The sequence below is a fragment of the Winogradskyella poriferorum genome (genome assembly GCF_036553625.1).
Lineage (GTDB): Bacteria > Bacteroidota > Bacteroidia > Flavobacteriales > Flavobacteriaceae > Winogradskyella > Winogradskyella poriferorum.
In genome coordinates, this window is record NZ_JAZHOU010000003.1 from 392,075 (window position 1) to 417,644 (window position 25,570).

Genomic DNA, 25,570 nt, shown 5'->3' on the forward strand with positions numbered 1-25,570 from the left:
TTATATCTTTTTACTTTCCTTTTGTTTCCTTTTCTTAAATTAGACAAATATTGACAAGTCAAAATATCTCTAAAATGACATTTGGTAATTATATAAGGAAGTTAAGGGAAGAAAAGCAACTATTACTGCGTGAGGTTGCCTCTCAAATGAACATTGATACCGCCTTATTAAGTAAAATTGAACGTGGTACACGTATGGCCCGAAAGGAACAGGTGGAAGATTTAGCAAAGGCATTAAACAAAAGTGAAAGTGATTTACTAAAGTTTTGGATGGCTGATAAAATTGTCAATATGCTTAAAGATGTATCCAACAGTACGGAAATCCTCAAAAAAGTAGAAGAAGAAATTAAGAACTTAACCAACCAAAAAAAGTAGCTTTAAATGGCATTATTTCAAACATCAGTATTAAAAACATATCTGGCGCAACAAGATAATTCAGTAGTAGAGCGTGCCTATAAAAAATATACCAAGTATTTTCACAATGCTACCATTCAAGAGAATATTAAAAACTCTAAAGAAGAACAGTACCAGGCAAAGTTTCTGGATGAGCTGTTTGTCAATGTCTTGGGTTATACGCTAAATCCAAAGCCTGATTTTAATATCACTACCGAGTTTAAAAACCAAAAAGGAGCAGGAAAAGCAGATGGAGCTATTTTAAAGGAAACCAAAGCTATTGGAGTTATTGAGCTAAAGGGAACCAACACCAAAGATTTAGAAAGCATCCGTAAACAGGCATTCGACTATAAAGCCAATCAAAAAGGCTGTGTGTATGTCATCACATCCAACTTTGAGAAGTTGCGGTTTTACATCAATGATGCTACCGAGTTTTTAGAGTTTAATCTCTTTCAGTTAGCGCCCGAAGAATTTGCTTTAATGCACCTGTGCTTACAAAAGGATAACATTCTCAACAATCTACCATTAACCGTTAAAGAAGCGTCTTTAGTTGAGGAAGACAAGATTACCAAACAGTTTTACAACGACTATTCCGTATTTAAACGCGAACTCTTTAGAGACCTCGTAAAACGAAATGCCAAACGCATTAAATCCGAAGCTGTCACATCGAGCGCAGTCGAGATGTCTCAAGAAGCTGACGAACTAAAAGCACTCGAAAAAAACGTAAAACTATCCCTATTCAAAAAATCACAGAAACTCATAGACCGTTTCCTGTTCATTTTCTTTGCGGAAGATAGAGACTTATTACCACCAAACTCAACAATACAGATATTAGATAAGTGGAAAGCCGACATCGATTTTGGTGATGAACGCCCATTATACAACCTCTTTAAACAATACTTTCATTTTTTAGATGAAGGTAGAAAAGGCACAACCTCAAGAGCAGAAATCTATGCCTACAATGGCGGATTGTTTAAACCGGATGCCATTCTCGATAGTTTAGAGATTGATGATGACTTACTTTACAAACACACCTACAAACTCGCTAAATACGATTTTAGCAGTCAAGTAGATGTTAATATTTTAGGTCACATTTTTGAAAACTCACTTAACGAAATAGAAAGCGTTAATGCTGAAATTGAAGGTGGCGAGTTCGATAAGCAAAAGAGTAAGCGTAAAAAAGATGGCGTGTTCTACACACCAAAATACATTACCAAATACATTGTAGAAAATACCGTTGGTAAACTTTGCCAAGAGAAAAAAGACCAATTAGGTTTTAAGGAAGAAGCCTATTTCGAGATAAAAAAAGGGACACACCAAAACACCAAAAAACAACTATTAGAGGTTTTAGATAATTACAGAGCGTGGTTACTGCAAATAACCATTTGCGACCCTGCTTGTGGCTCTGGAGCATTTTTAAACCAAGCGTTAGATTTTCTTATTAAAGAACACCGTTACATCGATGAGCTAAAAGCAAAAGTATTAGGTGGTGGCCTTATATTAAGTGATATAGAAAACACCATTTTAGAAAACAATATTTATGGCGTAGACCTCAATGAAGAATCTGTAGAAATTGCCAAACTATCCCTATGGTTGCGTACCGCACAACCACGCCGAAAACTCAACGATTTAAGCAGCAACATTAAATGTGGCAACTCATTAATTGATAGCAAAACTGTAGCAGGAGATAAAGCCTTTAATTGGCATCAAGAATTTCCACAAATATTTGATAAAGGTGGTTTTGATGTCATTATTGGGAATCCACCTTATGTAAGAGTACAATTCCTTGAACATACTCAAATTGATTGGTTTAAAAAGAATAAAAAAGTTGCACACAAAAGGATAGATATTTCTCTTATGTTTTTTGAACTCGCAAGTGCGATTTTGAGAGAAAACGGATTGGTGTCATTCATAACATCTAATCAATTTTTAACAACAGAATATGGTAGAAACTGTAGAAAATTATTGTTGAAAGAATTTAAAATTGAGAGGTTAATAGATTTTGCTGATTTACCTGTTTTTGAAGGTGCTTTGACCTACGTCAGCATTTTTACATTGCGGAACAGCAAACCGACAAACTTTAATTTATTTAATGTTGAATCTTTACAAAAAGCACAAGAATTAGATTTTGGGGAAGCTATAAACATTCAAATAAAGAATTTGACTGATGATAGTTGGACTTTAAAAGATTCAAGAGAAACTGAAATTATCGAAAAAATAAAACTTTATCCTAATCTAAAAAATATAGGTAATTGTAATTATGGAATTGTTTCAGGTAATGATTCAGTATTTATAGTTGACGCGAATGATTTAGCATTACACAGTATCGAAGATGGAATTTTATTGCCTTTATTAAGAGCTGAAAATTGTGGTAGATATAAAAAGGTTGAAGCCCTCAAAAGAATTATTTATCCTTATAAAAATTTAGATGGTGATACCATATTGTTTTCTGAAGAAGAACTAATGAATAATTTTCCAAACGCCTATGCTTATTTAAATGCTCACAAAAAAACATTAGAAGAAAGAAAGGATTCTCGGAAAACTCTTAAAGGTGCTAAAGATTGGTATAAGCTAACAAGATTTGGCACAATTGATATGTTTAATAAGACTAAAATTGTTTACCCAGGAGAAACCAAGAATAATAAATTTGGTATTGATTATAACAAATCTGGTTACAGTGGAGCAAGGGTTTTTTCAATTACTCTAAATTCAACAACTAATCATGAGGATAACCTATTGGCATTGTTAGCCCTTTTAAATTCTAAATTGGTTGAATTTTACTTGCATTCAACATCCCCATTAAAACAAGGAGGTTATTACTCATATTCATCAACTATTCTGAATACTATTCCTATTCCAGAAAAGTACGAAACAACAAGCCTCAAAGAAAAATCTTTAAAAATAATTGAACTATACAGTACGTATGATAATATTATATCAAAGTTTACAACCTATTTATTGCACCAATACAATGAATTAGTTGTAACCCGCAAACTCGATAACTGGCACGAGTTAGACTTTGCAGACTTTATAAAAGAACTCAACAAAGCCATTAAAAAAGCAGGTGGTACGCCACTAACCAAAAAAGACGAGTTTGAGTGGTTAGAACTCTTCGAGGATAACAAGAAAAAAGCCCAAGAGTTACAAACCCAAATCACCCAAACAGAAAAAACAATTGATACGATGGTGTACGATTTATATGGCTTAACACAAGAAGAACGTAGCATTATAGAAAACTCATAAAATTATAATTAGCCTGCCTTGAGCGCAGTCGAAAGGTCATTGCGAGAGCAACGAAGCAATCTCATAAACAGATAGTAAAACCAAAAAATATGGTAAAAAACAATAAAATATGGTATAAAGTTTGTACTTTTGCAATAACAGTACACACCACGCTACCCATTAGAACAGCGTCCCAGGGTGTGTCTTTTGCTTTATATACCTTCCTTTTGTTAAACAGTAATGCAACTTTCAATGTTTAGCAAAAAGCCAATTACCATACAACAACAAATTGCTCAATTACAAAAAAGAGGTTTACAAATCTCTAATGGACCATTGGCAGAAAAATACTTGGCTAATATAAGTTACTACCGTCTTGGGGAGTATTGGTATGTAATGCAAGCAGATAAGGAGCAACACATTTTTAAGCCCAATAGTAGATTTACAGATGTCGTAGCCTTATATAATTTTGATGCAGAATTACGACTATTGTTATTTGATGTCATTGAAAAAATAGAAATTAGTTTACGAACCAAACTCATTTATAATCTTTCACACGAAATTGACCCTTGGTGGTTTCAGAACAAAAAGTGTTTCATAAATTATCAATATTTCAAAGAGTCATTAGAATCTATTCAAAAAGAAGTTAAGCGTTCTCAAAGAAAGGATGTTACACTTAAAAAGCATTTTAAAAAATATACCAATAAGAAACTACCACCTGCTTGGAAAACCGTCGAACATACAAGTATTGGTAATTTATCAAAAATGTATAGAAATTTAAATAACAATTTAAAATCCAAAGATAGTATTGCCCAAGAATTTGGTGCAGTTAACCATACCTATTTACCAAGTTGGTTACAATCTATTGCACAAATACGCAACTTTTGTGCGCATCACTCACGTCTATGGAATCGTAATCTTCCAGGTACGGTAAAGCTGTTGCCAAAACCACCTAATCCTTGGATTACAGATATAGATAATGTACCAAAACAGCACGAGTTTAGTAAGCTGTATGTACATATGTGTTTAATGAAATATCTATTGAATACCATACAACCTAACAACCAATTTACAACCCGTTTAAATGACCTATTTGTTAAATATCCTAATGTAGACCCTAATGCATTGGGAATGAAACCTAATTGGCAAAAAGAACCTTTATGGCAATAATTTAAATACGAATACCAATGCAAGAACACCTCAAAACCAACATACTTAACTTTAAATGGCCTAATAGTGCGCCTACCATTTATTTAACTTCAGAGGATATAGAAGGTAGCCATCCCATACATAAATCTAAATTTTCAAGGCAGATTAAAGAGGTGTTTCCAGATGCAGACTTATCTAACAAAGACCAAATATTTACAACATTTACAACAGAAATACCAGATGCACCAAGCATTAAGCTAAATTTAGTAGATGGTAGAGAATTAAGAATATACAAGCAATTCCTTAAACACCAATTAAGAAGCTATTTTAAATCTAAAGACTATATCGTAGTAAAAAACTTCGTTGGTGATGTACAAGTGTGGATGCCTTCAAAAAAAGGTAATACAGAAGACTATAACCTCTACTATAAATTTTCATTTAAAATACAGTTTGCAAAACTCACAGACCTACCAGAGTTAATTGTTTCATACGATGGTACTTCAAAAGTCCTTACAACGTCAGTTAAGGATATAGAGGATTCAGAGTTAATAAAGCGTTGTGTATATGGTCAAAAAACGTTCAATTATCAAATGGACCTCGACACAGAGGAAAAAGAAGAATTTTACAATGCCATTCAGTTTGAGCAAGCATACCCAATTTTTAATTTGCCATTAGCACGAGCATTAGATATACCTATTGAAGAACCTGTAAGACCAATTAATAAATACCAAAAGTACGTAGCACTTATTAATAATTTTGCAACCAACTATCTGTTTACAGAAGATTTTAAAGCCATATTTCCTTTTAAGACTGATGCATTTATTGATGTGCCACTTAATCGTATTAACCACATAGACCCACAAGTAGGATTGTTAGAATTTGGTAAAGACCAATATGGTAACAAGAAAACCCATTTAGTGCCTAAATTGGCAATGAATAATCTTAATCCTTATAAAAGACCTAACAACCAAAACATTAAGTTTTTCTTTGTGTACCATACCTCACATAAAGAAGCAATTAAAACCTTTTACAACAATCTAAAATTTGGTGTTACCTCTCAAAAAAAATATTTTAAAGGGATTGAGGCTTATGTAAATATTAAGGCTTCAACGTCTAAAGAACATTTTATTGAGTTTACCAACGAAAACAACCCAATACCAGAAATAGTTGAAAAGTTAGAGAGCTTAACCTTCGACCACGATAATATACGTTATGCGGCGTTCTATTTAAGTCCTTTCGATAAGTTCACGCCAAATCCCGAAGACCGAGACATCTATATTCAAATCAAAGAATTGTTTTTAAACGAAGGCATTGTTACACAGGTTGTAGATTATGAAAAAATGGTGGTCAATATTGAGAATCAATACAACTTCCAATTCTCATTACAAAATATGGCGTTAGCAATGCACGCTAAATTAGGTGGCGCACCTTGGAAGCTCGCAGTAACTGATAAAAAAGAATTAGTAATAGGTGTTGGTGCATTTACCAATCAAGGAGAAAACAGACGCTATATAGCAAGTGCCTTTAGTTTTCAAAACAATGGTTTGTTTAGAAAGTTCGAGTATTTCGACCAAAGCGAAACAGACCTATTAGCAGGTAGTATATGTAAAGCCATAAGAGATTTTACATCGGTTGCAGAAGCAGATAAAGTAGTGATTCACTTTTATAAGGAAATGAGTTACGAGGAACTAAAACCTATTATAAGAGGGATGCATACATTAGGGTTGAAAATTCCTCTTTACATTTTAAATATCAATAAAACAGAAGCAGAAGATATTATTGCTTTTGACCAAAATTGGAATGGTGAGTTAATTCCAATGAGTGGCACATATATAAATATTGGCCCTAAAGGAGAATATAAATATTTACTCTTTAATAATTTGAGGTATAACAATACTGTAAAATACCCAAGTCATTCAAGTTATTCATTTCCAATAAAACTTAAAATATCAAGTCCTACACCAGAGGCTTTAAATGATAGTAAAATGATTAGAAAGCTAATAGAGCAAGTGTATCAATTTAGTAGGCTATATTGGAAATCCTTACGTCAACAAAACGTACCAATAACAATTAAATATCCTGAAATGGTTGCAGAAATAGCACCTCGTTTTGAAAGCAAGGAAATACCACCTTTTGGTCAAGAAACCTTATGGTTTTTATAATCCGAAGCCTTTTTTCTTTGCACAACCATTGCATTAAAAAATTCTTATATTTGCCTTAATGAAATTTTTAGCATTCATATTGTCAATCTATATCTTCACACTAAATTTAGTGCCTTGTGAAGATACAGGTACTTTTGACAATGAAGTTAAAACAGAAATTTCTCAAGATTTAGGTGATAACCACCAACATCAAGATGCAGATTTATGTTCCCCATTTTGTATTTGCCAATGTTGCCATTTAAACGTAACTTATTTCAAATTCGCAGAAATAAAATTTGAGTTTAAATACATTTCTTCTCAAGATTTTCTCTACTTAAACGGTATAAAAAAAGATTTTACCACTTCCATTTTACAGCCACCACAGGCATAATTCAGTTTTTTTAAAGGATAATTATATCCTTTTTTGACCAAATCCTGGTTCTCATACTAGATCCTTGGTCCTATTGATAGATTTTGTTAGGCACAAAATTATTATCAAGAATTTTAACTGAATTAAATTTTTATTTATATGATTAATAAGATAATCGCATTTTCCATTAATAATAAATTTATTATTGGACTACTTACCTTAGCGCTGATAGGGACGGGTATTTGGTCCATGATGACCGTCAACCTGGGATCGGTGCCAGATATTACTAACAATCAGGTTCAGGTGATCACCCAGTCGCCAAATCTTGCCACAGAAGATATTGAACAATTTGTAACCTATCCCGTAGAACTATCTATGGGTAATTTACCAGGCGTTACAGAAATAAGATCTATCTCACGCTTTGGCCTTTCCGTAGTTACTATCGTTTTTGAAGACGATATGGGAACCTATCTTCCTCGACAGCTGGTACAGGAAAAACTAAACGAACTGGGCGAATCTATCCCTGAAAAATTTGGAAGTCCATCTATGGGTCCCATCTCTACTGGTTTAGGTCAAATCTATGAATACACTATAAAGCCAGAGGAGGGTTTTGAAAACAAGTATTCGCCTATGGAACTGCGCACCGTGCAAGATTGGGTTATCAAACGACAACTCACATTACTGGAAGGCGTGGTAGAGGTCAACTCTTATGGAGGCAGTATTAAACAGTACGAGGTCACTGTCAACCCAGATAAGTTGAATAGTTTGGGTATTAGTATTTCACAAGTGTATGAGGCTCTCGCTCGGAACAATGTGAATACAGGCGGTGCTTACATAGAAAAAAATAAAATGTCAAATTTCATAAGAGGTGAAGGTCTTATTCGCTCTTTGGAAGACATTAAAGATATTTCGATTATTAACGAGGGCAACATTCCCGTAACTATTGGAGATGTTGCAACACGCGTCCATTTTGGGAATCAGGTACGTTATGGTGCTTTTACGCAAGACGGTAAGGAAGCCGTGGGAGGAATAATAATGATGCTAAAAGGTTCAAACCCTAATGCGGTTATTCAAAATGTTAAGAATCGTATGGCAGAAATTGAAAAATCCCTGCCAGAAGGTCTCACTATCGCCCCTATCATTGATCGTAGTGAGCTAATTGCCAGAACGACCGATACCGTTAAAACCAATTTACTGGAAGGCGCCCTAATCGTGATATTTGCCCTTGTTTTATTGTTGGGTAGTTTAAGAGGTGGCATCATAACGGCCACGACCATACCGTTGTCCTTGCTTTTTGCCTTTATATTAATGAAGCAATTTAATGTATGGGCAAACTTAATGAGCTTGGGAGCTATAGACTTTGGGATTATTATAGATGGTGCCGTGATTATTATAGAAGGAACGGTGTATGAGATCCAAAAACGGATTAGGTCTGGAAAGCTAAAATTCAATCAAGGCGTAATGGATAAAGTAGCCTATGATGCCGGAACCACGATGATGGGTTCCGCATTTTTTGGACAGATTATAATTCTTATTGTATTCACGCCTATACTTTTTCTTACGGGGGTAGAAGGTAAAATGTTTAAGCCGATGGCGTACACTTTCGGTTTTGCCATGATAGGTGCTATTTTCTTATGCCTTACCTATGTCCCTATGATGTCTGCCCTATTTATGAAACCCATTCAGAATAAAAAGAACTGGTTTGGAAGGTTTGAACGCTGGCTGGAAAGGATAAGTGATAAGATAATTGGTGGAATACAAAGGGTATATATGCCTTTACTGAAAGGGGCATTAAAACTGAAGCTCATTGTTGTAGGTGCTGCTGCTGTTCTACTTGTATTAGCCGGTTTCCTTTTTTCCAGAATGGGAGGAGAATTTGTGCCTCAACTGGATGAAGGTGATATTGCAATGCAGGCTTTAATCAGACCAGGAAGTTCATTAACAGAGTCTATTGAAGTTTCCAAAAAAATAGAAAATATCCTTCTAGAAAATTTTCCTGAAATTAAAACAGCAACAGCAAGAATTGGAGTAGCGGACATCCCAACAGATCCAATGCCGATGGATATAGCAGATATGTACCTGATTCTTGAAAAAGATAAGGATAATTGGACAACCGCTGAAACTAAAGAAGGACTTATAGCGCAAATCAAGGAAAAACTCAATAAAGAACTTACTGGGGTAAACCTTGTGTTTACGCAACCTGTAGAATTAAGGTTCAACGAATTATTAGAGGGGGTTAGAGAAGATATTGCGGTTAAACTATATGGAGAGGACCTGGGGGTGTTGTCGGAAAAGGTACAGGAAATGGCCAGTATTATCCAAACCGTGCCTGGTGCAGGAGACGTAAACGCGGAGCGAACATCAGGCCTCCCACAAATGACCGTTAAATTTAACCGTGATAAAATTGCGCAATATGGACTGGATATCCAAAAAGCCAATGATTACATAAGTACAGCTTTTGCAGGAGGAACAGCCGGAGTCATTTTTGAAGGAGAAAAACGATTTGATCTGGTAGTAAGATTTGATGAAGATCATAGAAAGAATATTGATGATTTGCGTGGTATGTATATCGATCTTCCAGACGGAACTCAGGTGCCTATAAAAGAAATAGCAGATATTGAGTATGTTCCGGGGCCTATGCAAATTTCAAGAGATGATACCTACAGAAGAACCTATGTGGGTGTAAACGCCCGGGGAAGGGATGTAGAGTCTGTGGTGAACGACATTCAGCAAAAATTAGATGAGGAATTAGAATTGCCACCAGGTTATTATATTACTTATGGAGGGGAGTTCGAAAACCTTCAGAGTGCCAAAGACCGATTAGTGATTGTGGTACCGATAGCCTTATTCCTGATTTTCGTGCTTCTATATTTTGCCTTAAAATCTTTTTCCCAATCTATCATGATCTATATGGCGATACCATTGGCTGCTATCGGAGGTGTTTTTGCCCTTTGGTTAAGAGGTATGCCATTTAGCATTTCCGCAGGTGTAGGCTTCATTGTTCTGTTTGGTGTTGCAGTTTTAAACGGACTGGTACTAATAAATAGATTCAATTCTTTAAAAGAAGAAGGAGTAACCAGTCTAAGAGATAGAATTTTTACAGGAACCAAAGAACGAATACGACCTATTATGTTAACAGCAACAACAGATATTTTCGGTTTTTTACCAATGGGATTTTCCACATCTGCCGGTGCAGAAGTTCAACAACCACTTGCTACAGTGGTTATAGGTGGTATGCTTACGGCTACCTTGCTTACGCTGGTGGTTCTTCCTGTCCTTTATACATTTGTAGAGAAGAGACGGGAGAAAAAGGAACAGAACAAGCTTGGTTCTTCCAATTCACGATCTTTAGCTACGATTTTGATAATTGGCTTTGTTTTAGGCGGAACCTTTTCTGTAAATGCACAATCTGATGCAATGTCATCTGAATATTCACAACAGGATTCTTTACAAACTATTAGTTTGCAAGAGGCTAAAGAAATGGCAATCCAAAACTTTCCGCAATTAAAAGCTGCTCAACTTGAAATTGAAAGTGAGGAAGTATTGCGTAAAACCGCCTATGATTTTGGAAATACCCAAATCTTTACAGGAAAAGAAGAAGTAGGAAATGGCTCTGATGGGGTCTATACTCAAATTGGCGTCCAACAGCAAGGCATTGATATTTTTGGAATTGCCCCCCGGTTAAAATTGCAGAAAGAAAGGGTTGCCCTTGCTGAAAGTGCCTTAGAGTTATCTACTATTGAAATTGAACGTGAAGTAAGCAGGGCCTGGGCCTCGGTTTATACAACTAAAAGGACATTCCAGGTTTATAGAAAAATGGATTCAATTTTTGAAGATATTGAAAGGGCTGCAAGAATCAGGTATGAAACAGAGGCCACCTCCAAATTGGAATATCTTGCTACCTCCAACCAGGCGAACGAGGTTAAAATACAGCTGGAACAATCGTACCGAGATTACCTGAAATCAATACAGCGTTTAAACCTATGGTTCGTTAGTGACACAATCTATGATGTACCAGATTTGCCTGTTGAAACTTTAGACGAACCTTTAAACTTTCTGGTAGAGTCGCTTGAAAATCATCCGTTGCTACAGGTTTCGGAACAAAGGATAGATGTTGCCAAAGCGGTTACCAGAGAACGAAAATCTGAATTTTTGCCCAAATTTCAGGGTCAGTACGGTAGGCAGGAAATAGCCGGGCAATCGGGTTTCTTCCAATATCAAATAGGAATTCAAATTCCGCTGTTTTTTGGGCCGGAATTAGGCCGTACACAGGAAGCACAAGTAAATAGACAGATTGCAGAGCAAAACTTTTATCAGGATAAAATCGAACTGGAAACCGCCTATAAAAATATGCGTGAAGACTATATCAAATGGAGAAACTCATGGAATTATTATAGGGATGAAGCACTTCCTTTAGCACAGGAACAACAGGAAGGGTCAGTATTAGCATTTAAAGAGGGAGCTATAGATTATATAACTTTCCTTCAAAATATAAGGGATGCCATTAGAATTGAGGTAAATGCCTGGAGTGCTTTTAATGATTATCTCGACAGCCGTTACCAACTGGAATATTACCTTAAGAATTCAAATTAAAAACTAAGAAAGAAAACGATATGAACATAAGATCAATAAATATTTTAATGCTTGCCTTATCACTTACATTGTTTTTGGGGTGTGAAGAAAATTCTAATTCGGAAAAAGATACTCAGGAGACTAAAGCATCGGATTCTAAAGAAACAAAAGGTCACAATGAAGAAGAAGGCGGGATGCGCTCGGTACATCTTTCAGAGATGAAATTTAATAGTTTGGGAATCAAAGTAGATACCTTACCTAAGAAAGCATTATCAGGAATAGTGGAAGCCAATGGACAACTAGAAGTGCCGCCACAATATGAGGCTACCGTGACGGCAGTTTTAGGCGGTAATATAACTTCTATAAAGGTTATTGAGGGGGATAAGGTAAATAAAGGTCAGGTACTGGCTTATCTTTCTCACCCAAATTTAACCAGAATGCAGTCTGATTATATTAATGCATATAGCAGGATGCAATTTTTGGAAAAGGAATTTGAAAGACAGAAACGTTTATATGAAGCAGAGGTAGGATCTGGAAAATCTTTTCAACAAACCCAGGCAGATTACCAGTCTGTACAAGGTGAAGTGCGGGGGTACGAATCGCAATTGCGCCAGTTAAACCTAAATGCTTCCCAGGTTAGAGACGGTGAATTATATGAATATATTCCGGTAGTAAGCCCAATTGGAGGTTATATAGAAAAAGTACTGGTGCAGATAGGACAGTATGTGGAGCCGCAAACCAGCATGTTTATGGTAGTTGATAATGAACATGTTCATGCCGATCTAATGGTTTTTGAAAAAGATATTTATAAGGTGAAAGAAGGCCAAAAGATTGAGTTTACACTGGAATCGGTTCCAGGCAGTAATTTAACCGGGGAAATTTATTCAGTGGGGAAACAATTTGAACAAAACCCCAAAGCGGTACATGTGCATGCAGAAATCGATAATAAAGAAGATTTTCTAATTCCGGGGATGTATATAAACGGAAAAATCAGGACCGGTGAAGAAGCTGTTCCTGCCTTACCGGAAGAAGCAATAATTGAAGAAGAAGGAAATCCCTACATCTTTACGGCCCAAAAACACCAGGAAGATGGTGAAACCGAATGGGAATTGAAACCAGTGCAGGTTAGAACGGGAATAAATGAAGATGGTTGGGTTGAAATTAAACTGCTGGAGCCTCTGCCTGAAGGTACGTTGGTTGCCTATAATAATGCCTATTATCTGGTTTCTGAAATGCAGAAAAGCCAGACTTCCCATGGTCATTAAATTAAAAAAATTAGATGGATGGACTCTCTGTTAAATGTTTGTCTTAATTAAAATTCCAGAGGGTTCATCCTTAATACTAAAATTAATATTACAGCAATGAAAGAAATAAAAGCATTTATAAAACCGAAACGAGTTCAAAATGTAATTGAAGCTCTTAGTGAAAGCGGATTTAAAAGTATGACCCTTTCCCAGGGAGAAGGAACGGGGGCTTTTAAAGCAAAAGGCGCATCACCTTCTTTAGATTTCCGTGTAACAGACAGTCCGGTGGTAAAGTTAGAACTGGTATGTCAAAACGAAGAAGCACAATCAGCAATAGATATTATCCTTGAGAATGCAAAAACAACTGAACCCGGTGACGGAATAATTTATCTTTCCGATATTGAAGATGCCTTCCAGATAAAAACCGGGGAATCCATAAAGCGTTACGATCCCTAAATACTTTTATAGCAAATGGAAAAAATAGTAAAAAAGTTGGAAAGCAAAGGCATCCGCCCTACGGCAATGCGCCTGATGACCTATAGACGGCTGGCACAACTGAATGTGGCCGTTAGCTTAGGCGACCTTGGAAAGGATTTCGAAAGCTCGGAAAGGAGTACGCTTTTCCGTACTATGAAGACATTTGAGGAAAACAAATTGGTACACGCCATCGAAGACGGTACTGGCTTTGTAAAATATGCCCTTTGTGATGAAGATTGTCAATGCGAAGTTGGCAATGACCTTCATTTGCATTTTCACTGTAATAAATGTGATGAAACAATTTGTCTCACAGACCATAAAATACCCCAAATCAACTTGCCTGATGGCTACATCTCGGAGGAAATCAACTTGGTGGTAAAGGGTATCTGTGAAAAATGTAGCAATGACTTGGATTAAGTTTTTTGATTTAAAAAATTGGAACAATGATGAAAATTTATAAAAAAGAGGCTACTGTATATATGGTAGCAGAGAATAAGCTGGATGCCAAGGATTATGAAAACTTGATACCAGTCTTAACAGAGCATATAACTGCCCATCAGGAAGTTTCCTGGTACATCGAGATGGAAAATTTTGAAGGTTGAACAGCAGAGGCATATTGGAAGGGAATTGAATTAAACCTTCCGAATGAAAAGCATTTAAAGCGTGTTACTTTGGTGGGTAGCGTTAAATGGCAAGAGCAATTTACCGAGGTATTGCTTCCTTTCTCAGAAGCTCATATAAAATTTTATAGGACCGAAGAAAAAGACGATGCCAAAGAGTGGATAAAATAAAAATAAAAAATGGAAAAACTACAACTAAAAATACCGGTCATCCTTCCGCAAGTTCCTAACGAAAAAGATTCTTGTGTTGAAAGGCTTATTCAAAAACTACAAGCTAAAGAGGGCATCGAAAAAGTGCACATTGCCGATGCAAACGGAGCAGATGTGCCACAGCTCTGTTTTCATTATGACCCAGATATCATTTCCATTGACCGCATTCAATCTCTCGCCGAAAGTACTGGTGCCGAGATTACCGAAAAATACGGGCATTTGCTCATTGAAGTTAAAGGAATCAGAGACACAAGGCAGGCACGTTCCATAGAGAAAAGCCTTTTGGCAATCAATGGAGTTTTGGAAGCTTCCGTTTCAGGTTCTGGAATGGTACGACTTGAATTTGATAAAAAGCAAACAAATTTTGATGAAATAAGTAAACAAATTGAAAAAGAAGACCTTCAGATTCAAAGGAGTGCTTCAAACGAAAATGATTACACCAAAGCATCCAAAAAACAGGAGCGTTCAAAGAAGGAAGAGACAAAAGAGCAAACTTCCACAGAGGGATACGAGCACAAAGAAGGCGAGACCCACGAGGAAGGAGAAGAGCACGCCCACGGTGGTATTTTCGGTAAAAATACGGAGCTTATTTTTTCCATTATCTGTGGGGCACTTCTCGGAATAGGATTCGGCCTTTTCTATGTGGAATCCATCCCAGATTGGGTCAGTCTTACTTTATACATTGGTGCTTACTTTTTCGGTGGTTTCTTTACGGCCAAGGAAGCAATACAGACCGTCGCCAAAGGCGGTTTTGAAATTGACTTTTTAATGCTGGTTGCCGCCATTGGCGCTGCCATTCTGGGAGAATGGGCAGAAGGTGCATTGTTATTGTTCCTGTTTAGTTTGGGGCACGCCCTTGAACATTATGCAATGGAAAAGGCCCGAAAGTCCATTGCGGCACTGGCAGATTTAGCACCAAAAACCGCCCTGCTAAAAAAAGATGGCAAGACCGAAGAGGTCGGTATCGAAAAATTGAGTATAGGCGATATCATCGTGGTCAAACCAAACAGTAAAATATCTGCCGATGGCGTTGTGGTCGATGGTAAAAGTAGTGTCAACCAAGCCCCTATTACCGGGGAAAGTGTACCGGTGGACAAAGTTCCCGTGGAGGATACTGCCAAGGACTATTCAGACAATGATGAAATAAAGGACGAAAACCGCGTTTTTTCTGGAACAATTAACGGCAACAACACCCTTGAAATAAAGGTTATCAAAGAGGCGAAGGACTCTACACTATCCCGATTGGTAAAATTGGTGAATGAGGCGCAGACCCAAAAATCGCCGACTCAGTTGCTTACCGATAAATTTGAAAGATATTTTGTGCCTTCCGTACTGGTATTGGTCGTGCTGCTGCTCTTCGCTTTCTTGGTCATCGATGAACCCTTTAGCGATAGTTTTTATAGGGCAATGGCCGTTTTGGTTGCTGCCAGTCCCTGTGCCCTTGCGATTTCGACACCGAGTGCCGTATTGAGTGGCGTGGCGAGGGCCGCCCGTGGCGGAGTGCTTATCAAAGGAGGGCGACCTTTGGAAGACCTCGGCGTTATTACCGCCCTTGCCTTTGACAAGACCGGTACCCTCACCGAAGGAAAACCCAAGCTTACCGAAGTGGTTCCACTTGGGGATATTTCTGAAAACGAACTTTTAAAAATAGCTGTGGCCGTAGAGAATCTAAGCGACCATCCCCTGGCAAAAGCAGTAGTTAGAGATGGAAAGGAGCGGCTGAAAGGGGATGAAATACCTGATGCGACCGATTTGGAAGCTGTGCTGGGCAAGGGTATAAAAGCATCATTGGACAATGACAAAATCTATGTCGGCAACCTCGACCTGTACGAAGGGCTTGATAAAAGTACACCTTCCGAAGAGGTAACCACAAAAGTCCGTGGTCTTGAAGGTGGGGGAAATACTACGATGCTCATTCGGAAGAATGAAGAATATATAGGCATCATCGCTCTAATGGATACCCCTCGTGAAGCCGCCAAGGGAACCCTCAAAAAACTAAAGGGAATCGGTATTAAACGTATGATTATGCTTACGGGCGATAACCAAAAAGTAGCCGATGCCGTTGCGGAAGAAATAGGATTGACCGATGCCTGGGGCAGCCTATTGCCGGAAGAAAAGGTGGATGCTATTAAAGAGCTAAAAGAAAAAGAATCCAAGGTGGCAATGGTAGGCGATGGTGTAAACGATGCGCCTGCAATGGCAAATAGTACCGTAGGTATTGCGATGGGAGCGGCTGGAAGTGATGTGGCCTTAGAAACAGCCGATGTTGCCCTTATGGCCGATAAGCTTGAGACCCTGCCCTTTGCGATAGGTTTAAGTAGAAAAGCAAAAGCTATTATCAAGCAGAACCTTTGGATAAGCCTTGGGGTTGTGGCACTGCTGATACCGGCTACCATTTTGAGCTGGGCAAACATAGGTATAGCCGTGGCATTTCACGAGGGGTCTACCTTGGTAGTCGTGGCCAATGCGCTACGTCTTTTGGCTTATAAAAAAGAATAGAAAATCCGGACTTGGAAGAATCCGGTTTTTTGAAAGAATATAAAATGACAAAAACGGAAAGAACATTATCGTCCAAAGGAATTCGGCCTACCCAAATGAGATCGAAGATATACAAATACCTCAAAAGGAAGACTTATGCTGATAGTTTGAACGAAATGCAGAAGGTCTTTCTCAAAAAAAGTAAAAGTAACAAAACAGCAAATAAAACCACGTTTTATAGAACGATGAAGTTGTTTGAGGAAAAAAACATAGTCCACCAGATTGATGATGGAACAGCCGTTGCAAAATATGCACTTTCTGATGAAAACATCTCAGATTTACATATGCATTTTCATTGTACCGTTTGCGGAAAAACTATTTGCTTGCCGGATAGAATATCGAAACAAAACTTGCCGGACGATTATGAAATAAACGATTTGAACCTGGTATTAAAAGGGGTATGTAAAAATTGTAGTAAAAAATAATAGGTGGGAGTACCTTAAAACTGAACCCTTGCGCCCCTGGTCAGCTTAAGGTTTCCCCCACCTTATTTAATTAAAAAATTTACGAATATGGAAAAATATGATGTAACAATTATAGGCTCTGGCCCTGGCGGGTATGTAAGCGCTATACGTTGCGCCCAATTAGGATTAAAAGTAGCCATTATTGAAAGGTACAGCACGCTTGGCGGCACCTGCCTTAACGTGGGCTGTATCCCGTCAAAAGCCTGGCTTGAAGCCTCTGAGCATTATTACAAACTCAAACATCAATTCGAAAATTTTGGGATTGATGTAAAAGAAGCCAATGTCGATATCAAAAAAATGAACCAAAGGGTTCAGGATGTGGTACAGGAAATCATCAATGGCGTTGGGTATCTGATGAAAAAGAACAAGGTTACCGTTTATGAAGGCCACGGCACCATCAAGGACAAAAACACGATTGAGATTAAGGCCGAAGCTAAAACGGAAACTATAGAAACCGATAAAATTATCATTGCCACAGGGTCCAAACCCGCTTCCTTGCCCAATATTAAAATCGATAAAAAAAGGATAATCTCTTCCACCCAAGCCCTTGCCCTACAGGAAATTCCCGACCATTTATTGGTCGTTGGTGGAGGCGTTATCGGGGTTGAGATAGGTTCTGTTTTCGCCCGCCTGGGCTCTAAGGTGTCTATTGTGGAATATTTTGATAGCCTCATCGCCACTATGGATGGCGCACTGGGACATCAATTGCATCGTTCCCTAAGAAAACAGGGAATTGAGTTTTATTTGGAACATAAAGTGACCAATGCAACAGCAACGGACAACAAAGTTGAATTGAAAGCGGAAAACCTGTCCGATAAAAAAGAAATGAATTTAGAAGGCGACTATTGCCTTATGGCCATTGGCCGGAAACCGTACACCGCCAATTTAGGCCTTGAAAACATTGGCGTGGAAACCAATGAGAAAGGACAGGTAACGGTAAATGAGAACCTTGAAACCAATGTCAAGGGTGTATATGCCATTGGGGATGTAATCCGAGGGGCAATGCTTGCCCATAAAGCCAGTGAAGAGGGCGTTTTTGTAGCCGAAAGGATAGCAGATCAAAAGCCACATATCAATTATTCGCTTATTCCTAATATTGTTTATACCCAGCCCGAAGTGGCCGGGGTAGGCTTAACCGAAGAAGAATTGAAAGAAGCAGGAAGAAGTATTAAAACAGGCTCTTTTCCTTTTAAGGCCAACGCAAGGGCGAAAATAAGTATGGACACCGACGGCTTCATAAAAGTAATCGCAGATAAAGAAACTGATGAGATATTGGGAGTGCATATGATAGGGCCACGCATTGCAGACAGCTATACCGAAGCGGTGGTAGCGATGGAATTCAGGGCATCTGCCGAAGATGTTGCAAGGATGTCCCACGGGCACCCAACTTTTTCAGAAACCTTTAAAGAGGCCTGTCTGGCAGCCACCGAAGACAGAGCGTTGCATATTTAACGGCCTTAATTTAATTGTAAAATCGGATTAGGCAGTTTTTAATCATTTCATAAGACTTAAATCAGTTTGTATTAAGTTTAAGTTTATGGTCTAAAAAATAAAATAAATATTTTAAAAATGTAAAGAGCATGAGAACTATTCCGAAAGACAAAAACATCGATAGTAGTTTGACGCTACTTCGTGACGGCTATGAATTTATTCAGAAAAAGCGTCAAAAGCTTTGGTCCGATATTTTTAGAACCCGTTTGATGTTAAAGGAAACGATCTGCATGAGTGGAAAAGAAGCCGCGGAGGTTTTCTATGACACTGAAAAGTTTCAGCGAAAAGACGCTGCTCCTAAAAGAGTGCAAAAAACATTATTCCTCCAGAAGGGTGTCCAGACACTGAATAATTCAGCATACAGGCAAAGAAATGAAATGTCTATGTCTTTGATGAAACCGGATAGCCTGCGGGGGTTCCTAAAAATTCAAAAGAGCTACTGGGAAACATACATTGGTAAATGGGAGAAAGATGAAGAGCAAAAGTGCCTTTGCCGGAGTGGTTTCAGGCAGAAGAAGTAAACCTGCTGCTAAAAGGATTTTGTAACAATTGTATCCGGATAAAGGACAACTATTATAACGAATATTAAAAATAAAAAAAGAGATAATGGAGAAAACAACATTTAAGATAACCAAAATGGATTGCCCTTCGGAAGAGCAGATGATCCGGATGAAGTTGGAATCTTATGCTCAAGTGAAATATTTGGATTTTGATATTCCCAACAGGAAATTGGAAGTATATCATGTGGATGGCATTGAAGATATACAAACATCAATAGCCGGTTTAAACCTTGGGGATTCTTTAGAGGGAACCACAGAAGCCGAACCACCCGTAATGGAAGACCAATCCAAACAAAAAAGAATCCTTTGGTGGGTCTTGGGCATCAACTTTGGTTTTTTCGTTATCGAAATGACCACCGGTTGGATTTCTTCTTCGATGGGTCTTGTGGCAGACTCATTAGATATGCTGGCAGATTCCATCGTATATGCATTAAGCCTATTTGCGGTAGGCGGTGCCATTTCAAGAAAAAAGAAGGTTGCGAAATACAGCGGATACTTTCAGATGGCATTGGCAACACTTGGGTTTGCAGAGGTCTTGAGAAGGTTTTTTAGCAATACCGAAACACCCTTGTTTCAATGGATGATTATCGTTTCAATTTTCGCATTGGCAGGTAATTTGATATCGCTCTGGCTCATCAACAAGGCAAAGAGTCAAGAGGCTCATATGCAGGCAAGTGCCATTTTTACATCCAATGATATTATTGTTAATGGTGGTGTTATAGTAGCTGGGGTGCTGGTTTATTTTCTGAATAGTAAATGGCCCGATTTAGTGATTGGCGGCATCGTTTTCACTTTTGTAATGCGCGGTGCATTAAGAATATTGAAATTATCGAAGTAGTTTTTAAAATGATATCAAACTTGATTAGAACATATGAAAAAGAAAAAAATAAACTTACGTGACTTAGAACCAAAAAAACAACAAGGCGAGCACAGTCACGACGATGGCCATAACCATAGCAGCCCTGAAGAAATTTCAAATTTTAGAACCTATCTACCGGCTATTTTCAGCTTTGTGATGTTGATAGCCGGAATCGCTATTGATTACTTTGATGCGTTTCCTTTCTTCAAAGGATGGATTCGCGTAGTATGGTACACGGTAGCCTATATCCCTGTAGGTTTTCCGGTGATAAGAGAAGGCTGGAAAAGTATTAAAAATGGTGATTTTTTTACGGAATTCTTCTTAATGTCCATAGCCACTTTAGGTGCATTTGCCATTGGCGAATATCCCGAAGGTGTTGCCGTAATGCTGTTTTATGCTGTGGGCGAACTCTTCCAAAATGCGGCCGTTAACCGTGCGAAAGGAAATATAAAAGCCTTACTCGATGTAAGACCCAATGAAGCTTTGGTTTATCGTGATGGCGACTTTGTTTCAGTAAATCCCGAGACTGTTGAAATTGGCGAAAAGATACAGGTACGTGTAGGCGAAAAAGTTCCGCTTGATGGTATTCTGCTTTCTGAAAAGGGTTCTTTTAATACTGCTGCCTTGACAGGCGAAAGCAAACCTGATACGATTGCTAAAGGCAATACTGTTTTTGCCGGAAGCATTAATCTTGATGGCGTAATCGAAATCGAGACGACCAAGGAATTCAAGGATAGTTCCATTGCACGAATTCTGGATATGGTGCAGAATGCAACCGCCAAAAAATCAAAGACCGAACTGTTCATTAGAAAATTTGCAAGGATTTATACGCCTATCGTTGTATTCCTTGCCATCGGACTGACGTTTCTACCTTACTTTTTTGTAGATGATTATGTGTTTAGGGATTGGCTCTATCGAGCATTGATATTCCTCGTGATTTCGTGTCCTTGTGCGTTGGTCATCTCTATTCCTCTCGGCTATTTTGGCGGTTTGGGTGCGGCATCGCGCAATGGTATTCTTTTTAAAGGTGCATCCTTTTTAGATGCAATGACCCAAGTAAACACGGTCGTAATGGACAAAACAGGAACCGTTACCAAAGGGGTTTTTAAAATCAAAGAAATCAATTCCATCACATTTGAGGAAGCCGAATTTATGAAATACCTGATGGCAATGGAAGAGCAATCTACCCATCCTATTGCAAAAGCGATTCTCGAATACAAAGCAGACGGTTCGGATTACGAGGCGACCGATGTTTCAGAAGTTGCAGGAAAAGGTTTAAAAGGAACGGTCAATGGTAAAACGGTATTGGTAGGTAATAAAGCTTTGATGACCTCAAATGGCATAGAAGTCCCCTCGGAAACAGATGGTATTGTAGAATCCATCGTAATGGTATCCATTGATGGAAATTTTGCAGGTTATGTAACCATTGCAGATGAACTAAAGGATGATGCGCACCAGGCCATTAAACAAATTCGAGATTCCGGAATTTCAAAAATTATAATGCTATCAGGCGACAAGGACTCTATTACACAGCAAGTTGCAAAAGAGTTAAATATTGATTGGGCGAAAGGTGGATTGTTGCCTGAAGATAAACTCAATGAAGTTGAAGAGCTCAAAAAACAACCCGAAACCAAAGTAGCATTTATTGGCGATGGTATTAACGATGCACCCGTTTTGGCAGCAAGTGGTGTAGGTATTGCGATGGGTGGTTTAGGAAGCGATGTCGCCATCGAAACAGCCGATGTTATCATCCAGACAGACCAACCGAGCAAGATTGCAAGAGCGATTAAAATTGGTCGTTCAACGCGCCGTATTGTATGGCAGAATATCGGGCTTGCATTTGGAGTCAAGGTTATAGTCCTCATTCTCGGTGCAGGTGGTTTAGCTACAATGTGGGAAGCAGTTTTTGCAGATGTAGGAGTAGCATTATTAGCAATTTTAAATGCAGTTAGATTACAACGAATGAGTTGGTAATTGTCCCCACAACCCAAAACCCAGTTTTTTCGTACCTCAAAATCCTCTGTCTTTTGTTTTGTTCCGCTATCCACCGCACTTGTAGTTTTTGGTTGCCAACCCTCACACAGCACATTGCTTATTTTATTTGCTATTATATTTTAAAAGTAGTACAATAAAAAAGCAAAGAGCTGTTGCCATCCCTCACACCAAAAACTACCCCAAGCTATGTTTACATAACGGGTAGTTATAGTAGCAAAAATCCTTTCAAGGGTTTGCTATCGCAGCATTCTTATATTTTCGTAGCTATAACTGGTATTATGTAAAATATCCGCAATTCCAACGCGCAATTCCGAACATTTAACCACATTTTGAACTAACATTAAACATTTAAACATTTTAAGGTTTCTGTTAATTGATAATAATATTCGTTATCTCATTCAAGCTGCACAAAACCATCGTTAAGTCCAAGTATTCCTTACCTCAAGTCTTTGTTTGTTTCATTTCGTTAACAAATATAAAAGTCCACTTTTCCCCACCACCCAAGTCAGCGGTTATAAAAAAATAGGTTTATAAAGTGTAGTGCTACGCCATAGCATATTGCTTTTTCTCGTGCCTCAAAAAAACAAAAAGCTATTGTCTAAAAGTCCTGTATAAGTAGCTTGTTTAAATGCTGTTTTATCAAACAACTATTTAAAATGCTACCCATACAAACGCTTCACCCAACGCTCAGTACGGTACTAAAACCTATTTTTTTAAGTGTTAATTCCCCAGAAAAGTTAAAGGCATTTTCAATCAAGTTTAACTAATTTGAAAATTTAAAATAAAAAAGATGGCAAATATATGTGGCTACCTCTGCCAACCGCACAAGGCTATAAAGGTCAAGCCCTACGGGTTTTGAATAAAACTTTTTTCAATACCTTTTTTTTTGATTTAGTCATTCAATAAAAAAACTTTTATCCAAAAACCTTGACAGCCTTACCCACGCCACAACAACTATGGCTATCTTTTTTCTTTTCAAAAAAAAATAATGGCGCGAAGCGTAGCGAAGCAATTTTAAATTGGATAGCTATGTCAACTTTTGAACTAAAAACACACCAAGTCGGAAAAGCTTACTCAAACCCTCATTTTTTTATACTAAACAAAGGGCTAAACAGCGGAAAACCACTCTTAAAATCCTGTGCTAACTGTTTCGTTGTCACTACTACAACAGAAGAGGTAAAACACACACTTTTTAACTTATCTATGATGTTACAAATAGGCGGTTTTTACGCTTACCATTTAAAAGGAAGTGTTATTCCGTTTATTTCAATAGATGATTGCAGAAATACTCTAAAAAATAGTTTTATATCATTAATAAATAATGAATTTCAATTGCAAAAGCATATTAATATAGTGTCAGCGATTAGTAAAAAAGAAGCCGAACTTCAAAAAGTCATTTCAAAAATGGCAGATTTGAAAGTATCATACATTCAAAGTTTATTTTCTAAAATGCAAAAAGAAGCAATCTAAAGCAACAAAATCCATATCTAACGAATAGCATAAAACTTGCCATATATTCAGTCGGAAGGTACAACTTCGTGTTAAGTCCGTACCAAGTCCGAAGAAAAATAAGTTTCATTTAAATTATTTATGTTATGGGTAAAATTTCCCAAGGTATTTTAGGAGGGCTTTCAGGTAAGGTTGGAAACGTTATCGGTGGAAGCTGGAAAGGAATTGATTACATTAGAATTAAACCCTCAAGTGTAGCCAATCCAAGAACTGTTGGTCAAGTAAACCAAAGAACAAAGTTTACTGCCACTTTAGAATTTTTACAGGCTGTAAAGCCTTTTATTAAGTTAGGGTATAAAGGATTAGCAGTTAAGAAAACAGAATTTAATGCTGCAATGTCGTATGTGTTGAATAATGAGATTACAGGTACAGAACCTAACTTTGTTGTTGACTATCCAAACGCTTTAGTAAGTCGCGGAGGTTTATCTGGTGCGTTAAACCCGACGACTGATTTAGCAACTGCTGGAGAAGTAACTTTTGGGTGGGATGATAACTCTGCCGAAGGTAACGCAAATGCAACTGATAAAGCGATGTTGTTGGTTTACAATCCCTCAAAAAAGGAATCTATTTCTTTACTTGATGGAGCAGACAGAACAGTAGGTTCTCAAATTGTTTCAATCCCAACAACTTATGCAGGAGATACGGTAGAGTTATTTATGGCGTTTATTACTGCTGATGGTAGTCAAGTATCAAACAGTATTTATTTAGGCTCTGGTACAGCTAATTAATGCTTGGTGTTTTTATTTGGAAACCGCTCTAATCGAGCGGTTTTTTTTGTGCTATATTAGTAGCTCAATTTATTGATGTTTACTCTTTATTTATTCTTTTTATGTATTTTTTGCACCCTATTTGTTGCCCAAATGCCTTAACGTCAATAGACATAAGGATAGTTAAATATTGTATCGGTAAATAGAGTTTAAAGGCATTTTTTATATTGTTCCTTAAGCAGTTACTAGACATAATTTCATTTGAAATAGGCGAAAAGTTAAAGGTAGCTTTTATAAAGAATAGGTAGGACGATATTTAAATGAAATTAGATTATGATAGCTCATTAAGGGCTATTAAAACCTTTAAGAGTAATCAATTAATTTTACTTCATTAAATTAAACCATCAACACCAAAGTACTGAAATCACTGTTTATTGTTGTATTTTTATTTGATATTATTTATTTGAAAATCAATTAATTATAAATTTTTTCAAAAATAAAAACACTTTTTTGTGATTTTTTGAATACTTCACATACTAATAGATTGTAATCAATCTTTAAATGCATACAAAAGAGGACTTTATTCAACAAATAAAAGAGAACGAAGGTATTATTTATAAAGTTGCAAGGCTTTACACCAATACTATCGAAGATCAAAAGGATGTATATCAAGAAATTGTATATCAACTTTGGAAATCTTACCCTTCTTTTAAGGCTGATTCAAAAATTAGTACTTGGATGTATCGTGTTGCATTAAATACTGCAATCAACAATTTAAAAAAAGAAAAGAGAAAAGGAATTCGAGTATCTATGGACAATTTTCTCTTGAATAAAATCGATCATGTTGATACAGTAATGGAAGAGCGAATTACACTTTTATATGCGCATATAAAAAAACTCAGTGTTGTAGAAAGAGGAATCATATTGCTTTATTTAGAAGGTAAAAGCTATGATGAAATTGCTGCAATCACAGGCTTTACAGCTACCAATGTTGGTACACGTTTAGCTAGAATAAAAAATAAATTAAAATCTCAAATTAAGAAATAACAATAG

Annotated in this window: 19 protein-coding genes and 1 pseudogene; all 20 read left to right on the forward strand. The window is 37.3% G+C overall.

All coding sequences use genetic code 11. The annotated features are described in order from the left end of the window. Window positions 1-74: 74 nt before the first annotated feature. Window positions 75-374, forward strand: coding sequence for a helix-turn-helix domain-containing protein (locus tag V1468_RS11345; RefSeq protein WP_331810357.1), 300 nt, complete (start codon window positions 75-77; stop codon window positions 372-374). Between the two features lie 6 nt (window positions 375-380). Then, window positions 381-3,635, forward strand: a complete 3,255-nt coding sequence (locus V1468_RS11350; protein WP_331810358.1) for an Eco57I restriction-modification methylase domain-containing protein — start codon at window positions 381-383, stop codon at window positions 3,633-3,635. Between the two features lie 219 nt (window positions 3,636-3,854). Beyond that, window positions 3,855-4,781, forward strand: coding sequence for an Abi family protein (locus tag V1468_RS11355; RefSeq protein ID WP_331810359.1), 927 nt, complete (start codon window positions 3,855-3,857; stop codon window positions 4,779-4,781). Window positions 4,782-4,798: 17 nt separating this feature from the next. Then, window positions 4,799-6,922, forward strand: coding sequence for a Piwi domain-containing protein (locus tag V1468_RS11360; RefSeq protein ID WP_331810360.1), 2,124 nt, complete (start codon window positions 4,799-4,801; stop codon window positions 6,920-6,922). 58 nt (window positions 6,923-6,980) lie between these two features. Then, entirely contained in the window at window positions 6,981-7,292 is a 312-nt protein-coding gene (locus tag V1468_RS11365; RefSeq protein WP_105045957.1) for a DUF6660 family protein, read from the forward strand. 138 nt (window positions 7,293-7,430) lie between these two features. Continuing rightward, on the forward strand, window positions 7,431-11,864 hold the full coding sequence (locus V1468_RS11370; RefSeq protein ID WP_331810361.1) for a CusA/CzcA family heavy metal efflux RND transporter: 4,434 nt from the start codon (window positions 7,431-7,433) through the stop codon (window positions 11,862-11,864). A gap of 20 nt (window positions 11,865-11,884) precedes the next feature. Then, window positions 11,885-13,108: an efflux RND transporter periplasmic adaptor subunit gene (locus V1468_RS11375; RefSeq protein ID WP_233494438.1), complete on the forward strand. Its 1,224-nt coding sequence runs from the start codon at window positions 11,885-11,887 to the stop codon at window positions 13,106-13,108. A 96-nt stretch (window positions 13,109-13,204) separates the two neighbouring features. Then, window positions 13,205-13,543 (forward strand): P-II family nitrogen regulator, encoded by a 339-nt coding sequence (locus V1468_RS11380; RefSeq protein ID WP_009778856.1) that lies wholly within the window; start codon window positions 13,205-13,207, stop codon window positions 13,541-13,543. A gap of 15 nt (window positions 13,544-13,558) precedes the next feature. After that, on the forward strand, window positions 13,559-13,981 hold the full coding sequence (locus V1468_RS11385) for a Fur family transcriptional regulator (protein ID WP_331810362.1): 423 nt from the start codon (window positions 13,559-13,561) through the stop codon (window positions 13,979-13,981). Between the two features lie 26 nt (window positions 13,982-14,007). Further along, complete coding sequence (locus tag V1468_RS11390; protein WP_240607708.1) at window positions 14,008-14,166, forward strand: STAS/SEC14 domain-containing protein; 159 nt, start codon at window positions 14,008-14,010, stop codon at window positions 14,164-14,166. 15 nt (window positions 14,167-14,181) lie between these two features. Continuing rightward, window positions 14,182-14,355 (forward strand): annotated as a pseudogene (locus tag V1468_RS11395) (STAS/SEC14 domain-containing protein); the annotation flags it as partial. Between the two features lie 9 nt (window positions 14,356-14,364). Next, window positions 14,365-16,893, forward strand: coding sequence for a heavy metal translocating P-type ATPase (locus tag V1468_RS11400; RefSeq protein WP_116694860.1), 2,529 nt, complete (start codon window positions 14,365-14,367; stop codon window positions 16,891-16,893). Between the two features lie 44 nt (window positions 16,894-16,937). Then, complete coding sequence (locus tag V1468_RS11405; RefSeq protein ID WP_331810363.1) at window positions 16,938-17,357, forward strand: Fur family transcriptional regulator; 420 nt, start codon at window positions 16,938-16,940, stop codon at window positions 17,355-17,357. 87 nt (window positions 17,358-17,444) lie between these two features. Then, on the forward strand, window positions 17,445-18,848 hold the full coding sequence (gene lpdA, locus V1468_RS11410; protein WP_331810364.1) for a dihydrolipoyl dehydrogenase: 1,404 nt from the start codon (window positions 17,445-17,447) through the stop codon (window positions 18,846-18,848). 128 nt (window positions 18,849-18,976) lie between these two features. After that, entirely contained in the window at window positions 18,977-19,408 is a 432-nt protein-coding gene (locus tag V1468_RS11415; protein WP_027885443.1) for a cytochrome P450 family protein, read from the forward strand. An 85-nt stretch (window positions 19,409-19,493) separates the two neighbouring features. Then, complete coding sequence (locus V1468_RS11420) at window positions 19,494-20,285, forward strand: cation diffusion facilitator family transporter (protein WP_177229164.1); 792 nt, start codon at window positions 19,494-19,496, stop codon at window positions 20,283-20,285. A gap of 33 nt (window positions 20,286-20,318) precedes the next feature. Then, window positions 20,319-22,280: a heavy metal translocating P-type ATPase gene (locus V1468_RS11425; protein ID WP_331810365.1), complete on the forward strand. Its 1,962-nt coding sequence runs from the start codon at window positions 20,319-20,321 to the stop codon at window positions 22,278-22,280. A gap of 1,050 nt (window positions 22,281-23,330) precedes the next feature. Next, window positions 23,331-23,771, forward strand: coding sequence for a DUF6943 family protein (locus tag V1468_RS11430; RefSeq protein ID WP_036123372.1), 441 nt, complete (start codon window positions 23,331-23,333; stop codon window positions 23,769-23,771). A gap of 125 nt (window positions 23,772-23,896) precedes the next feature. After that, a complete protein-coding gene (locus V1468_RS11435; protein WP_331810366.1) occupies window positions 23,897-24,538 on the forward strand; it encodes a DUF6266 family protein in 642 nt (213 codons plus the stop codon). A 540-nt stretch (window positions 24,539-25,078) separates the two neighbouring features. Further along, window positions 25,079-25,564, forward strand: coding sequence for an RNA polymerase sigma factor (locus tag V1468_RS11440; RefSeq protein ID WP_331810367.1), 486 nt, complete (start codon window positions 25,079-25,081; stop codon window positions 25,562-25,564). Window positions 25,565-25,570 lie beyond the last annotated feature (6 nt).

Bases quoted from the DNA above. Each gene is read 5' to 3' on its own strand.
- V1468_RS11345 (WP_331810357.1), top strand. From the start codon at position 75: ATGACATTTGGTAATTATATAAGGAAGTTAAGGGAAGAAAAGCAACTA.
- V1468_RS11350 (WP_331810358.1), top strand. From the start codon at position 381: ATGGCATTATTTCAAACATCAGTATTAAAAACATATCTGGCGCAACAA.
- V1468_RS11355 (WP_331810359.1), top strand. From the start codon at position 3,855: ATGCAACTTTCAATGTTTAGCAAAAAGCCAATTACCATACAACAACAA.
- V1468_RS11360 (WP_331810360.1), top strand. From the start codon at position 4,799: ATGCAAGAACACCTCAAAACCAACATACTTAACTTTAAATGGCCTAAT.
- V1468_RS11365 (WP_105045957.1), top strand. From the start codon at position 6,981: ATGAAATTTTTAGCATTCATATTGTCAATCTATATCTTCACACTAAAT.
- V1468_RS11370 (WP_331810361.1), top strand. From the start codon at position 7,431: ATGATTAATAAGATAATCGCATTTTCCATTAATAATAAATTTATTATT.
- V1468_RS11375 (WP_233494438.1), top strand. From the start codon at position 11,885: ATGAACATAAGATCAATAAATATTTTAATGCTTGCCTTATCACTTACA.
- V1468_RS11380 (WP_009778856.1), top strand. From the start codon at position 13,205: ATGAAAGAAATAAAAGCATTTATAAAACCGAAACGAGTTCAAAATGTA.
- V1468_RS11385 (WP_331810362.1), top strand. From the start codon at position 13,559: ATGGAAAAAATAGTAAAAAAGTTGGAAAGCAAAGGCATCCGCCCTACG.
- V1468_RS11390 (WP_240607708.1), top strand. From the start codon at position 14,008: ATGATGAAAATTTATAAAAAAGAGGCTACTGTATATATGGTAGCAGAG.
- V1468_RS11400 (WP_116694860.1), top strand. From the start codon at position 14,365: ATGGAAAAACTACAACTAAAAATACCGGTCATCCTTCCGCAAGTTCCT.
- V1468_RS11405 (WP_331810363.1), top strand. From the start codon at position 16,938: ATGACAAAAACGGAAAGAACATTATCGTCCAAAGGAATTCGGCCTACC.
- lpdA (WP_331810364.1), top strand. From the start codon at position 17,445: ATGGAAAAATATGATGTAACAATTATAGGCTCTGGCCCTGGCGGGTAT.
- V1468_RS11415 (WP_027885443.1), top strand. From the start codon at position 18,977: ATGAGAACTATTCCGAAAGACAAAAACATCGATAGTAGTTTGACGCTA.
- V1468_RS11420 (WP_177229164.1), top strand. From the start codon at position 19,494: ATGGAGAAAACAACATTTAAGATAACCAAAATGGATTGCCCTTCGGAA.
- V1468_RS11425 (WP_331810365.1), top strand. From the start codon at position 20,319: ATGAAAAAGAAAAAAATAAACTTACGTGACTTAGAACCAAAAAAACAA.
- V1468_RS11430 (WP_036123372.1), top strand. From the start codon at position 23,331: ATGTCAACTTTTGAACTAAAAACACACCAAGTCGGAAAAGCTTACTCA.
- V1468_RS11435 (WP_331810366.1), top strand. From the start codon at position 23,897: ATGGGTAAAATTTCCCAAGGTATTTTAGGAGGGCTTTCAGGTAAGGTT.
- V1468_RS11440 (WP_331810367.1), top strand. From the start codon at position 25,079: ATGCATACAAAAGAGGACTTTATTCAACAAATAAAAGAGAACGAAGGT.